Source organism: Nocardia aegles (genome assembly GCF_052545135.1).
On record NZ_JBQWRI010000007.1, the window covers coordinates 258456 to 271267 of the forward strand.

Annotated in this window: 11 protein-coding genes; 3 read left to right on the top strand and 8 right to left on the bottom strand. The window is 67.6% G+C overall.

Features of this window, described 5'->3' with window-relative positions:
• Nucleotides 1–253 precede the first annotated feature (253 nt).
• Nucleotides 254–1270 carry a dTDP-glucose 4,6-dehydratase gene (gene rfbB / locus ACT89H_RS20720; protein WP_445110268.1) on the top strand — a complete coding sequence of 339 codons (1017 nt, stop codon included), beginning with the start codon at nt 254–256 and terminating at the stop codon, nt 1268–1270.
• A 27-nt stretch (nt 1271–1297) separates the two neighbouring features.
• Here the strand turns inward: rfbB and ACT89H_RS20725 are convergent, their stop codons facing one another.
• The gene (locus ACT89H_RS20725) at nt 1298–2890 is read right to left on the bottom strand and encodes a DUF2142 domain-containing protein (RefSeq protein ID WP_445110269.1); all 1593 of its coding nucleotides are present in this window, start codon (nt 2888–2890) and stop codon (nt 1298–1300) included.
• Nucleotides 2887–3855 carry a glycosyltransferase gene (locus ACT89H_RS20730; protein WP_445110270.1) on the bottom strand — a complete coding sequence of 323 codons (969 nt, stop codon included), beginning with the start codon at nt 3853–3855 and terminating at the stop codon, nt 2887–2889. Before ACT89H_RS20730 ends, ACT89H_RS20725 begins: the two co-directional genes overlap by 4 nt.
• Nucleotides 3856–4002: 147 nt before the next feature.
• On the opposite strand from ACT89H_RS20730, the gene ACT89H_RS20735 reads away from it, so the two are divergent.
• Nucleotides 4003–4539: a GtrA family protein gene (locus tag ACT89H_RS20735; RefSeq protein WP_445110271.1), complete on the top strand. Its 537-nt coding sequence runs from the start codon at nt 4003–4005 to the stop codon at nt 4537–4539.
• Nucleotides 4540–4673: 134 nt separating this feature from the next.
• The gene (locus tag ACT89H_RS20740; RefSeq protein WP_445110272.1) at nt 4674–6584 is read left to right on the top strand and encodes a glycosyltransferase; all 1911 of its coding nucleotides are present in this window, start codon (nt 4674–4676) and stop codon (nt 6582–6584) included.
• Nucleotides 6585–6599: 15 nt separating this feature from the next.
• On the opposite strand, the gene ACT89H_RS20745 is transcribed toward ACT89H_RS20740, so the two are convergent.
• The 6 genes from ACT89H_RS20745 to wzm all read right to left on the bottom strand — a co-directional run bounded on the left by ACT89H_RS20745 (nt 6600) and on the right by wzm (nt 12610).
• On the bottom strand, nt 6600–7469 hold the full coding sequence (locus ACT89H_RS20745) for an SDR family oxidoreductase (RefSeq protein ID WP_445110273.1): 870 nt from the start codon (nt 7467–7469) through the stop codon (nt 6600–6602).
• A 111-nt stretch (nt 7470–7580) separates the two neighbouring features.
• Entirely contained in the window at nt 7581–8294 is a 714-nt protein-coding gene (locus tag ACT89H_RS20750) for a chromosomal replication initiator protein DnaA (RefSeq protein WP_445110274.1), read from the bottom strand.
• A gap of 56 nt (nt 8295–8350) precedes the next feature.
• Nucleotides 8351–9397 (bottom strand): ribosome small subunit-dependent GTPase A, encoded by a 1047-nt coding sequence (gene rsgA, locus ACT89H_RS20755; protein ID WP_445110275.1) that lies wholly within the window; start codon nt 9395–9397, stop codon nt 8351–8353.
• A 256-nt stretch (nt 9398–9653) separates the two neighbouring features.
• Nucleotides 9654–10661: a galactofuranosyltransferase GlfT1 gene (gene glfT1 / locus ACT89H_RS20760; protein ID WP_445110276.1), complete on the bottom strand. Its 1008-nt coding sequence runs from the start codon at nt 10659–10661 to the stop codon at nt 9654–9656.
• A gap of 220 nt (nt 10662–10881) precedes the next feature.
• Entirely contained in the window at nt 10882–11718 is an 837-nt protein-coding gene (gene wzt, locus ACT89H_RS20765) for a galactan export ABC transporter ATP-binding subunit Wzt/RfbE (RefSeq protein ID WP_445110277.1), read from the bottom strand.
• Between the two features lie 10 nt (nt 11719–11728).
• A complete protein-coding gene (gene wzm, locus ACT89H_RS20770; RefSeq protein ID WP_445110278.1) occupies nt 11729–12610 on the bottom strand; it encodes a galactan export ABC transporter permease subunit Wzm/RfbD in 882 nt (293 codons plus the stop codon).
• Nucleotides 12611–12812 lie beyond the last annotated feature (202 nt).

The following is a 12812-nucleotide window of genomic DNA, read 5'->3' on the forward strand; positions in this document are numbered from 1 at the left end:
AGGCCAGCTAACGCGTGGTGAACCCTTTGTGACTGTTTATTCAAATTCTGTTCACCATCGAGACTTGCGGCTTGGTGGGGTCGCGGAAATAGGGGCGCTGACCGGGCTTTTCCGCACTGAAACAATCTGAGTGCTCTAAACATTGGGAAGTCAATGAGACGAATATCACAGATCGAAACCATGGAGTTTGGTTAAGCCGCACCGGGTTTCGAGTCCGTCGCCGAGGCGGCGCGGCCCCACGTACAGTCATAGCGTGCGATTGCTCGTCACCGGTGGCGCCGGTTTCATCGGCGCCAACTTCGTCCAGCAGACCGTGTCCGACCACCCGGATGCGACCGTCACCGTCCTCGACGCCCTGACCTATGCCGGGAACCGAGCCTCGCTCGACCCGGTGGCCGACCGCATCGAGTTCGTGCACGGCGACATCGCCGATCTCGACCTGGTCGACGAACTGGTCAGCAGCGTCGACGCGGTGGTGCACTTCGCCGCGGAGTCGCACAACGACAACTCCCTCGCCGAGCCGTGGCCGTTCGTGCAGACCAATATCGTCGGGACCTATGCCCTCCTGCAGGCCGTGCGCAGGCACGACGTGCGCTACCACCACGTGTCGACCGACGAGGTCTACGGCGACCTGGCCCCGGACGACCCGGCCTTCACCGAGACCACCCCGTACAACCCGTCCAGCCCGTATTCAGCCACCAAGGCGTCGAGTGACCTGCTGGTGCGCGCGTGGACCCGCTCGTTCGGCGTACGCGCCACCATCTCCAACTGCAGTAACAATTACGGTCCCTACCAGCATGTGGAGAAATTCATCCCGCGCCAGATCACCAATCTGATCGATGGGGTTCGTCCCCGCCTGTACGGGGCAGGACACCAGGTACGCGACTGGATCCACGTCGACGACCACAATCGCGCTGTGTGGGAGATCCTGCGCCGGGGCCGGATCGGGCAGACCTACCTGATCGGCGCCGACGGCCAACTCGACAACAAGTCCGTGGTGCGGCTGATCCTCGCGGAGTTCGGCCGCGACCCCGACGATTTCGACCACGTGACCGACCGGCCCGGCCACGACCAGCGCTACGCGATCGATGCGACGTTGCTGCGTTCCGAGCTCGATTGGCGACCCCGTTACGCGGACTTCCGCGCCGGACTGGCGGCGACGATCCAGTGGTATCGGGGCAATGAAACCTGGTGGCGCCCATATAAAGCCGCGACCGAGCGCGCCTATCTCGCCGCCGGCGAGCGGACGCTCAGCGCGACGGGCGACTGAGAAGGGCGCCCGGGGCCGCCACGCCGCTCAGCCCCAGACGATGGTGTAGTACTTCGCCGCCGCCGCGATCAGTGCCACACTCGTCGCCACCACCACGGTGACGGCCGGGCCCACCGCCGGGGTCTTGCCCGCGGAGTCGGTGAGCCGCAGCGGCATCCAGCGCAGCAGCACCGCGAGTGTCACGATCGCCAGCGGCACGAAGTAGCGGCCCTGCACGCCGTCGATGATGTAGTAGCCGACCGGCGTGAACGACATGTACAGCGTCACGTAGATCATCGCGACGCTCGCGGCCATGGTGAGCGCGACGATCAGAGTGCGGCGGAAAGCCGGGGTCGTCATCCGTTCCGCGACGCCGATGCTCACCGCGAACGCCAGCAGGCAGGCCAGCATGGACAGGGCGGGCACGTCGACGTAGGCGAAGCCGAGTTCACCGAAGAACTGGCTGAACCAGCGCTGGTCGCGCAGCGCGATGCTCTCGCCGAACACGCGCACGAACTCCGGCGGGTCGCGCAGGATGCCGCTGAGCTGGTCGCCGGGACGCACCGAGTGCCACTGGTGCGGCGGCCGCATCAGGCCCATGCCGTCGCCGGTCGGCGCCGCGATCTTCATCCACACCGCGAACGCGAGCGCACCGGCCGCGGCGAAGGCCCAGGGAATGCCGCGCCACCGGCCGCGGAACCCGAATCGGTCCGCGGGCACCAGGACGACCAGCATCGCGAGCAGCACATAGGTGGGCTTGCTCACCGGCAGCAGGATCGTCGCGGCCAGCAGCGCGCCGATCTCCACCCGGCCCAGGCGCTCGCCGAGGAACATGGCCTTCACCAGCAGCGCTGAGAACAGGATGGCCAGCGCGTTGGTCATGGTGTCGGCGGTGACCGTGCCGGCCTGAAACACCGCGATCGGCAGCGCGGCGACGGTGAACGCCGGCCACTGCACCCGATGCGCGCGCAAGGCGTACAGGCCGAATCCGACCAGCGCGAGGTAGGCCAGCAGTCCGGCGAGCCTGGTGAGCAACAGCAGGCCGCCCACGTCGAGCCCGAAGAGCTCGCCGAGCCGGATGCCGATCGCGGCCGGGAGGTAGGGCACCGGCGAGTAAGCCGCGGTATTGGTGAACCACACCGGTTCGGTGGCATCCGAGACCGTGGCGCTCGTCAACTGGTCGTAGCGGGCCGGGTCGGCCACCATGGGGTCGGGCTCGCCCGGATTGGTGGAGTAGTCCTGCTGCGCGTAGCCCATCAGCTCGGTGATACTGGCCGGGACGTCGCCGCCGTAGGCGATGCCGCGATCGTCGTGGATCCGCTGGGGCAGGAACCCGCCGTGCGCCACCTGATAGGCGCGACCGAACTGGGTGATCTCGTCATGACCCCACATCGGCGGGGTGAGAACGGTGAACAACGCACCGAATATGGTCGCCAGCAGGGTGAAGGCGATCGTCGCCCCGCCCAGGCGCGTCACCACTCGCGCCGCGAAGCCCAGCGCGGACCGATCCGTTCCCGCGGTGGCCACGTCGGCGTCGACCGCCGGTAGCGGTGCGGTGTCGGTCGCGGGTAGCGGCGCGGTGTCCGAGGGCTCGCCCAGATTCTCCTCCGGCGTCGCGGTCCGATTCGCCGAGGCCGTCAACGCCCGGCTCCGCCCTTGCTCCGCGGGTCCTCCGCACCCACCGCGGTATAGCGCAGGTACACCAGGCGCGCGGCCTCGTGGCGGGAGCGCCGGATGCCGTCGAGGATCAGGCCCGCGGTCCACGCGAGGCTGCCGAGCAGCAGCAGCGTGAAGGCGAGGAACAGCGTCGGGAACCGCGGCACCGTGTGGGTGTTGTAGAACTCGACGATGATCGGGATGGTCAGGATGATCGAGACCAGCCAGCTCAGCGTGCCGAACACCCCGTAGAACGCGACCGGCCGTTCGTGCCGGGCCAGCCCGATGATCAGCGCGAGGATCTTGAACCCGTCGTGATAGGTGCGCAGCTTGCTCTCGCTGCCCGCCGGACGATCGCGGAAGCCGACCGGCACCGCGGTCCGCGGCACCCGCAGGTGCAAGGAATGCACCGTGAGCTCGGTCTCGATCTCGAATTCGCGCGACACCGCGGGGAAGCTCTTCACGAAGCGGCGGGAGAACACCCGGAAGCCGGAGAGCATGTCCTCGACGTTCTCGCCGAACACCTTCCCGACCACGCCGTTGAGCACCTTGTTGCCGGTCTCGTGGCCCGCGCGGTAGGCCGTGGCGCCCTCGTCCTGCTTGCGCACGCCGAGCACGTGGTCGTAAGGGCCGTCGAGCAGCGTCTTGATCATCAGCGGCGCGGCGGACGCCTCGTAGGTGTCGTCGCCGTCGATCATCAAGTACACGTCCGCCTCGATGTCGGCGAAGGCGCGGCGCACCACGTTGCCCTTGCCCTTGGTGTGCTCGTGCCGCACGATCGCGCCGGCCTCGCGTGCGCGCTCGGCGGTGTTGTCCGTGCTCAGATTGTCGTAGACGTAGACGACGATTCCCGGCACCGCGGCCTGCAGATCGGCTACGACCTTGGCGACCGAGGCCTCTTCGTTGTGACACGGAACCACGGCGGCAATACGGAGCTCGGTGGAGTCCACCCGGGTCAATCCTCGCGATCGGTGGTGAATGTGGGAACACGGGGAGGGTACAGGGATCGCACAGCTTGTGCGTGGCCGACCTCACCGTGTGCCGGAGCGGATTTTCCCGGCGCGGGCGCCGCGGTGTTCCTGCGGTAGCGTCGGGCCGTGCCATCCAGTGAGTCCACCGCATCCGCGGGCGAGCCAGTGACGCAGGAGACCCGAGCGGTCGTTCGCAAGGTGCTCGCCGGGCTGCGTAGCGGCGGGGCTTTCCTGGTGGTCGGCGCGATCGGCTTCCTGGTGGACGCGGGCACGTACAACCTCCTGGTCTTCTGGGGTGGCGAGGGCGTGCTCTATCACTACCCACTCCCGGCCAAGATCATCGCGATCGCGGTGGCCACGGTGGTGACCTATTTCGGCAACAAATGGTGGACCTTCGCGCATAAGCAGACCGACAATCCCGGGCGCGAGTATCTGTTGTACGCCGTGTTCAACGTGATAGCGATCGGCCTGCAACTGGGCTGTCTCGGCTTCTCCCGTTACCTGCTCGACCTGTCGAGCCCGCTGTCGGACAACCTCTCCGGTACGTTGATCGGGCAGATCGTGGCCGTGGTGTTCCGGTATTGGGCCTACGACAAGTTCGTCTTCACCGGAGTGCGAGCGGGCAAGGACAGCGCCACCGACAACGAATCGGCGAACGTTTAGCAATGCTTCGGGCACACGTCGGCGTTGCCGTACGGCGGGCAACCGCGGAGGGTGGTTGATATCCTCACCCCCGCCGTGAAGGCATCGAGGGGCGTGTCTGTCCCGTCCGGCACAATGAGAATTTCGAGGATTTCATGGATCAGTCGGCTATCGAGGCCGTTACCGACACAAACGATCGCTCGACGGCCGCTGAGGCGCCTGCCGCGCTGCGCGCCGACCATCGGGCGCCGGACCGGCTCGTGCTCCAGCGCGGTATCTTCACCGGTCCGTCGGCGAAGGTGAGCGATGAGCTGTACGCCGTCGTGAAAGGTGGCGCGCACCGAGAACGCCTGACCCTGCGCTTGGACAAGGGCGCGACCGCGCACACCAACACCTACTTCGGCCGGTTCGCCGCCAGCTACTGGCAGCGCTGGACCACGGTGACCGAGGTGCGGGCCACCATGGTGCTCGACGTCGCCGCCAAGGCGAACATCCGCCTGGTGGCCTCCGACATCGCGGGCCATCGCAGGATCATCGAGACCCAGCGGGTCGACGCGAGCGGCTCGGTCACCCTGACCGCCCCGCTCGACCAGTACGTCGACGGCGGCGCGCTGTGGCTGGAGTTCGACGCTATCGGCGGCGCGCTCGGCGTCGCGGAACTGAGCTGGACCGCCGTCGCGCCGGAACGCGTCCGCCCGGTCGCCATCGCCATCTGCACCTTCAACCGTGCCGAGGACTGCGCCGAGACGGTCGCCGCGCTGTCCTCCGATCCCACCGTGCTCGCCGCGATCGACGCGGTGTACGTCGTCGACCAGGGCACCGATCTGGTCGAGAACCGGCCGCGCTACCAGGAGGTCGCGCCGGTCCTCGGGGAGAAGCTGCGCTACCTGCGCCAGCCGAACCTCGGTGGCGCCGGCGGCTTCACCCGGGGGCTCTACGAGGTGTCCGCGGTCAATGAGCACGCCGACGTCATCCTGATGGACGACGACATCCTGTGTGAACCGGAGACGGTGCTGCGGTTGAACGCGTTCGCCAACCTGACGGTCGAGCCGACCCTGGTCGGCGCGCAGATGCTGTTCCTGCTCAATCCCGACTACCTCAACGTCGGCGCCGAGGAAGTGCATCTGAACCGGCTGCGGCACGGCCAGAAGGTGCCGAAGGCGCTGCGCAACACCAGCATGTTGAAGAAGAACCAGGAGCGCCGCGTGGACGCGGGCTACAACGCCTGGTGGACCTGCCTCATCCCGGCCGAGGTGGTCGCGAAGATCGGCCTGCCGATCCCGATCTTCTTCCAGTGGGACGACGTGGAATACGGCATCCGGGCGCGTGAGCACGGTTTCGTCACCGTCACGCTGCCCAACGCCGCGGTCTGGCACGCCGATTTCTACTGGAAGGACTACGACGACTGGGCGCGCTACTTCAGCACCCGCAACTCGCTGATCGTCGGCTCGCTGCACACCGAGCTGGACGGTAAGGACGTCGCGGGCAGGTTGTTCCGGGAGATGGCGGAGCAGTTGGTCGCGATGCAGTACGGCCTGGTGCACACCACCCTGCAAGGCATCGAGGACTTCTTGAACGGCCCGAAGGTGTTGCGGGACGGCGGTATCGAAGCGCTGGCCGCCGCGCGGACCAGCCGGGCCGACTACCCCGAGACGATCAAGCATCCGGCCTCGACACCGCCTGTGCGCTCCGCGGATATCCAGCTGCGCCGGGCGGGCGGGGAACCCAGCCGCGCGAAGCTGGTGCTGATCAAGCGCGCGATCACGCAGTGGCTGGGGCGTACCCAGCACGGCATCATCGGCGTCACCCGGGAAGACGCCTACTGGTGGCATGTCTCGCTGTTCGACCATGTGGTGGTCACCGACGCCTCGCAGTCCGGCGTGCGGGTGCGTCAGCGTGACAAGGCCCGCGCGCTGCGGCTGTTGCGTCGTATGGTGCGTGTGCTGCGTCGCCTGCGCCGGGAGCTGCCCGCCGTGCAGGCGCAGTACCGCGCCGCCATGCCGGAACTGACCAGTCGCGAGAACTGGGAGCGGTTGTTCGGGATCGAAGGCCGGCGCGACAGCTGATTTCGTGCGTCCGGGCTAAAGACGCGGAGCGTCGGACAAGAAAAGATCAGTGGAGAGTTCGCCGTCGCCGGGGGTGACGCGGTACTTGTCCAGATCGGTGATGCCGTGGGCGGCGAGGACCTCGTCGTCGATGAAGAAGTTGCCGCTGGTCTGCTCGCCGGGCGAAGTGAGCACCAGGTAGGCGGCGTCGGCGTAGATATCGGGGGTGCGCGAGGTGGAGATCATTTCCTCGCCGCCGAGCAGGTTCTTCACCGCCGCGGTGGCGATGGTGGTGCGCGGCCACAGCGAATTGACGCCGATGCCGTCGCTTTTGAGTTCCTCGGCCAGCCCGAGCGTGGTCAGGGACATGCCGTACTTGGCGATCGTGTAGCCCAGCGCCATGCCCGCCCACTTGGGGTCCAGGTTCAGCGGCGGGGACAGGGTGAGGATGTGCGGGTTGCGCCCGGCCTTCGCCGATTCGCGCAGATGCGGGATGCTCAGCTTGGACAGCAGGAAGCTGCCCCGGCAGTTGATGTCCTGCATCAGGTCGTATTTCTTCATCGGCAGTGCGTCGGTGGGGGACAGGTCGATCGCGGAAGCGTTGTTCACCACGATGTCGATGCCGCCGAACCGCTCGACCGTCTGGCGCACCGCCTCGGCCACCGACTCGTCGACGCGGACGTCGCCGACGAACGGCAGTACCTGCCCGCCCGCCGCCTCGAGTTCCGCGGCGGCGGTGTGGATGGTGCCCGGCAGCTTGGGATGCGGCTGATCGGTTTTCGCGATCAGGGTGATGTTCGCGCCGTCGGCCGCGGCCCGCTTGGCGATCTCCAGCCCGATGCCGCGACTGCCCCCGGACATGATCATCGTCCGGCCCGCCAGCGGCTTGGATCCCGGTTCCGTCATCTGACCTGCTCCTTCGTTTCCGCCGCGGGCACCAGCCTGCGGCTGTACGCGCTTGCAGGTCAAGCCTAAGTGCGAAGAGAGGGCACCGGCGTACCGGTGCCCTCCTCCGATTCAGGCCGTCGCGGCGATCAGGATGATGTTCAGCAGGAACATCAGGCCGACCAGGGCCCAGACGATGTACAGGAACAGCACGCCCGGAGCCTTCTGCGGAACCGGCCCGATCGCGCCGTTGAGGAAGATCACCACCGGCGCCTTGTAGTAGAACCGGGTGGCCTGCCCCTCGGCGATCGGCACGGTGACCTCGGCCGGACCCATATCGAACAACCAGGGGGTGGCGACCCGGACGTGGTACTGGCCGGGGCCGACCGGGATGTGGTTCGCGCCCCAGCGGGTGTTGGGCACCCGCTGGCCGTTGACCAAGATCTTCGGCTTGGTCAGCGCGAGCATGAACGTCCAGAGCGAATACGAGGCATCGATGGTGATGCCCGGCGGATCGGCGGGCGCGCCGTAGCCCTGCGGGCCGAACTGTTGTGGCTGACCGTACGGTTGCGGCTGGCCATAAGGCGGCTGGCCGTAGGGCTGTGGCTGCCCGTACTGCGGTGCGGGCCCGCCGAATTGGGGCGCTGGCTGCCCGTACGGCGGCTGGCCCGGCTGCGGTTGGGCGAGATGCGGTTGACTCGGATGCTGCCCCGCGGGCGGCGCGTACTGCGCGGGTGCCTGCGGCGGCGGGTACTGGCCGACTGGCGGCTGCTGACCGAACGTCGGCTGCCCGGGCCATTGGCCGGGCTGCTGACCGGGTGGCGGGTACCCGCCGGGTTGACTCATCTATCCCTCCCAGATAGCGAACGGTGCGAGGGGCACCCTACCGTGCTCCCGCTCGATCAGCGTCGCGAGTTCCGTTCCCGGAACATCTTGCGGTGCTGCTTGGTGATGTCCCGCCAGGCTCGCTCGCGTTCGGCTCGCAACCGTTTGTCGGTGCGCGCCAGCATCCATTCGTTCTCCCGCGCCAGCTTCTCGTAGCTGTCGAGCCTGCGCTGGGTGAGTTCGCCGTTGTCGATCGCCGCCCGCACGGCGCATCCCGGTTCGCCGTGGTGTGCGCAGTCGCCGAATCGGCACTGCGCGCCAAGGGATTCGATGTCGCTGAAGGTCTTCTCGATCCCTTCGGAGGCGTCCCATAGACCGACGCCGCGCAGCCCGGGAGTGTCGATCAGGGTGCCGCCGCCGGGCAGTGGGCGCAGCTCCCGGTGCACCGTGGTGTGCCTGCCTTTCTTGTCGGCGTCGCGGACCGCGTTGGTGGCGAACACCTCCGCGCCGAGCAGCGCGTTGGCGAGGGTCGACTTCCCAGCGCCGGAGGGTCCGAGCAGCGCGACGGTGCCGTCGAGCATCGCCGTGAGCACGTCGAGCCCGAGGCCGGTGCTCGCGCTCACCTCGAGCACGGCTGCGCCAGGAGCCACGGCGCGGACCTCGGGGAGCGGGAGGTCGTCGGCGGCGTCGGCCTTGGTGAGCAGCACGATCGGCTGGGCGTTGCTCTCCCAGACGAGCGCGAGCATGCGTTCGATGCGGCCGAGATCCACGTCGCCGTCGGCGGCGGTACAGATCAGGACGGTGTCGACATTGGCGGCGAGCACGTGGCCCTGCGATCGGCCGGAGGCGGACGACCGCGTGATCGCCGACCGGCGCGGCAGCAACCGGCGCACCGCCGAGGTGGCGTCGACGGTCACCCAGTCGCCGGTGCACAGCCCGCTCACTTCGGAATCCGGGCGCGGGCAACGGGCGCGGGCCAGCCCGTTCGGCGTGGCGACGTCGCATTCACTGCGATCCATGCGGATCACGCGCGCGGGCACACAGTCTTCCTCGATCATCGGGGCGTAGTGCGAGGCAACGGCTTCGGTCCAGCCGTAAGGGACGAGAAGGTCGTGGTCGACCATGAGGGAAGGAGTCCTTCGTCGGGCGCCGAACCCGACGGCGGGTTCAGCGAGCGGAGAATGAGGGGGAGTTTCGCGTGGCGGCATGACGGACGTCAGCGCGCCTGAGCACGACAACCCGAACGTTCCTCGTCACGGTCCACACCTCCTTGCCTCTCTCGCAGTCCCCATCACCTTCGCAGCCGACCCCCGCCGCGCACAACCGATTTTCCGGAATCGCGGATCGACTGTGCGCGTCGGGCCGAGGCGCTACCCGGCCTCAGTCCGGTTTGCCGAACTGCTCGTGCCGGCCGAGGGAACGCAGGTGGAACCATTCGCGCAGGCCCGCGGGGTCGCGGCGGGTGACCAGAAAGAACCAGGAGAACCGAACCCATTCCTGAGGCAACAGCTTCCGCATGCCCGGCTGGGACATCAGGTAGCCGCGGTTGCGGTAGGTGAAGTAGCGCTTCACCGGATCGTCGGGATACTGCGTGTGCATCCGGCCGCCGAGGATCGGCTTGAACTCGGCCGCGCCGTTGGGATGCAGATACGCCGTCTGCAGGCAGGTGCCGAACGGCAGCCCGGAGCGCACCAGCCTGCGGTGCACCTCCACCTCGTCACCGCGCACGAACAGGCGTAGGTCCGGCACGCCGATCACATCGACCGCCCGTGCGGAGATCAGCGCGCCGTTGAACAGCGAGGCGATGCCGGGCAGGAAATCGTCGTCGCCGAGTTCCGAGCGCAGCCTGCGCCAGACCACGCCGCGGCGCAGCGGGAAGGCGAGCCGGTCGGGCTCATCGATGTCGCAGACCACGGGCGAGACCTCGACCAAGCCGTGCCGGTTCGCGCAGTCCAGCAGGGTGGACAGCACGTCGGGGCCTTCGGGTCTGCCGTCGTCGTCGGCGAGCCACACCCAGTCCGCGCCGATGCTCAACGCGTGCAGCATGCCGAGTGCGAACCCGCCCGCGCCGCCGAGGTTGTGCGCCGAGCCCAGGTAGGTGGATTCCACCGGCTGGTCGCGCACCAGGTCGGCGACCTCGGTCTCGTTGCCGTTGTCGACCACGATCAGGTGGTCCACCGGCCGGGACTGCGAGGTGACGGCCTTCAGCGACTCGGCGAGCAGTTCGCGGCGCTTGTGCGTGACGACCACGGCCACGATGCGCGGTTGCGAATTCGACGTCGGCACTGCGGATTTCGCGGCGGGCTCGACAGCCTCCTCCAGCGCGGAGCCGATCCGGGTCTGCGCCCCTTCGTCGATCGGGGTGTCCTGCCCGGTCGGCTCACTCATGCTGTGGTCTTTCTCGCATGAGCGGGGCGCTCCGTGGTCACGCTTCGCTGCCGCCTCCGCGCCTGACCGCTCATGCTGTGGCCTTCCTTGGCATGAGCGGGGCGCTCTGTGGTCACGCTTCGCTGCCGCCTCCGCGCCTGACCGCTCATGCTGTGGCCTTCCTTGGCATGAGCGGGGCGCTCCGTGGTCACGCTTCGCTGCCGCCTCCGCGCCTGACCGCTCATGCCTGATTCCGCTCCAATTCTCGTTCGTTTGTCCCGCCCCGTTCGGCTTCCATCTCGCGCAGCACGGTCGCGACGTGATCGCCTGCCTCCGGCCCCTCATAGGCTCGCACCACTTCTTCGATGCCGCCACGCAAGCGGATTTGGCCGTGATCGATCCACAGCGCTGTATCGCACAGCTGCGCGAGGAATTCGTTCGAATGGCTCGCGAAGACCAGGATGCCCGAACGCGTCACCAAGGACTGCAACCGCTTGCGAGCCTTCTTCATGAATTCCGCGTCGACGGCGCCGATACCCTCGTCGAGTAACAGAATCTCCGGATCGATCGAAGTGACCACACCCATCGCGAGGCGAACCCGCATACCGGTGGAATAGGTGCGCAGCGGCATGGACAGGTATTCGCCGAGCTCGGTGAAATCGGCGATCTCGTCGATCTTCGACAGCATCTGCTTGCGGGTCTGCCCGAGGAACAGGCCGCGGATGATGATGTTCTCGTAGCCGGAGATCTCCGGGTCCATCCCGATGCCGAGGTCGAACACCGGCGCCACCCGCCCGCGGATGCGCGCACTGCCGCGCGAGGGTTCGTAGATGCCCGAAAGCAGGCGCAGCAGCGTCGATTTGCCCGCGCCGTTGTGCCCGACCAGGCCGACCCGATCGCCTTCTTGCAACGACAGATTGATGTCCCGCAGGGCCTCGACCACGACCACGTCGGATTTGTTGCGCCCGATCGCGCCGCCCGCCTTGCCGAGGAACGCCTTCTTCAACGACCGCGATTTGGCGTCGAAGATCGGGAATTCGACCCAGGCCTGCTGGGTCTCGATACTCACACGACTCATCGGGGCGCTCCTATACCCAGTACGGTACGCGCGAACGGAACTGCTTCATGGCGAGAATCGCCACGATCCAGCCCAGCACGGTGATCACGCCGACGACCAGCCAGTGCCGCAGTTCCTGCGGTTCGCCGAGCAGGGGCGCCCGGACGATTTCGAGATAGTGGAACGTCGGCACGAGTTCGGCCAGCTTCGCGCGGTCGCCGTTGTTCATCTGCGATTGCAGCGTCTTGGTCGTCCACATGACCGGCGTCAGCACGAACAGCATCAGCGTGGTGCTGCCGAGAATCGGCGCGATGTCGCGGTAGCGCGTGCTGAAGATGCCGAACACGATCGACACCCACATCGAATTCAGGAAGATCAGCGCGATCGCCGGAATCGCCAGGAGACTGGCCACGCCGAGATGGCGCCACAGGCCGAACGCGACGAGCATCACCACGTAGATGACCAAGTTGTGGGCGAAGAAGAGCAGTTGCCGCCACACCAGCCGGTAGACGTGCACGCTCAGCGCGGAGGGCAGCTGCTTGATCAGGCCCTCGTTGGCGATGAAGACCTCCGAACCCTCCAGGATGCTGGCCTGGATGACGTTCCAGATGATCAACCCGACCGTCACGTAGGGCAGGTACTCGCGCAGCGGCTGGCCGAGCAGCGCCGCGTACAGCACGCCCATCGCCACCGCCTGCAAGCCGGTGGCGATGGTGATCCAGAACGGCCCGAGCACCGAGCGGCGGTAGCGCTGCTTGATGTCCTGCCAGCCGAGCGACAGCCACAGCTCCCGCTGCGCGAAGCCGCTCGCGAAGTCCTGGAACGCGCGCCGGAACGTCTGCGAGTCCGGCACGATCTTCGCCTCGGTGGCTCCGGCGTGCAGGGTCTCCGTCTGCGGTGTGGCCGCGCTCACCGGATCCTCCGGTGAGTCGTCGCCGGAACGCACCGTGGGCTCGGTCGAGGGGGTCGGCGAGCTGTCATCTGAACGGGCTTGGTCATCGGAACCAACTGAGCTCTCTTCAGGACGCACCGCACTCGGGTCGGAAACCGAGTCGGAGCGAGCGGCAGCGGCGGGCACGGTGCACGAGACTACCCCGGCGGCTTCCCGCCACCGC

Bases quoted from the DNA above. Each gene is read 5' to 3' on its own strand.
- ACT89H_RS20745 (WP_445110273.1), bottom strand. From the start codon at position 7,469: ATGACGGAACCGGGATCCAAGCCGCTGGCGGGCCGGACGATGATCATG.
- glfT1 (WP_445110276.1), bottom strand. From the start codon at position 10,661: ATGAGTGAGCCGACCGGGCAGGACACCCCGATCGACGAAGGGGCGCAG.
- ACT89H_RS20740 (WP_445110272.1), top strand. From the start codon at position 4,674: ATGGATCAGTCGGCTATCGAGGCCGTTACCGACACAAACGATCGCTCG.
- ACT89H_RS20750 (WP_445110274.1), bottom strand. From the start codon at position 8,294: ATGAGTCAACCCGGCGGGTACCCGCCACCCGGTCAGCAGCCCGGCCAA.
- rsgA (WP_445110275.1), bottom strand. From the start codon at position 9,397: ATGGTCGACCACGACCTTCTCGTCCCTTACGGCTGGACCGAAGCCGTT.
- wzt (WP_445110277.1), bottom strand. From the start codon at position 11,718: ATGAGTCGTGTGAGTATCGAGACCCAGCAGGCCTGGGTCGAATTCCCG.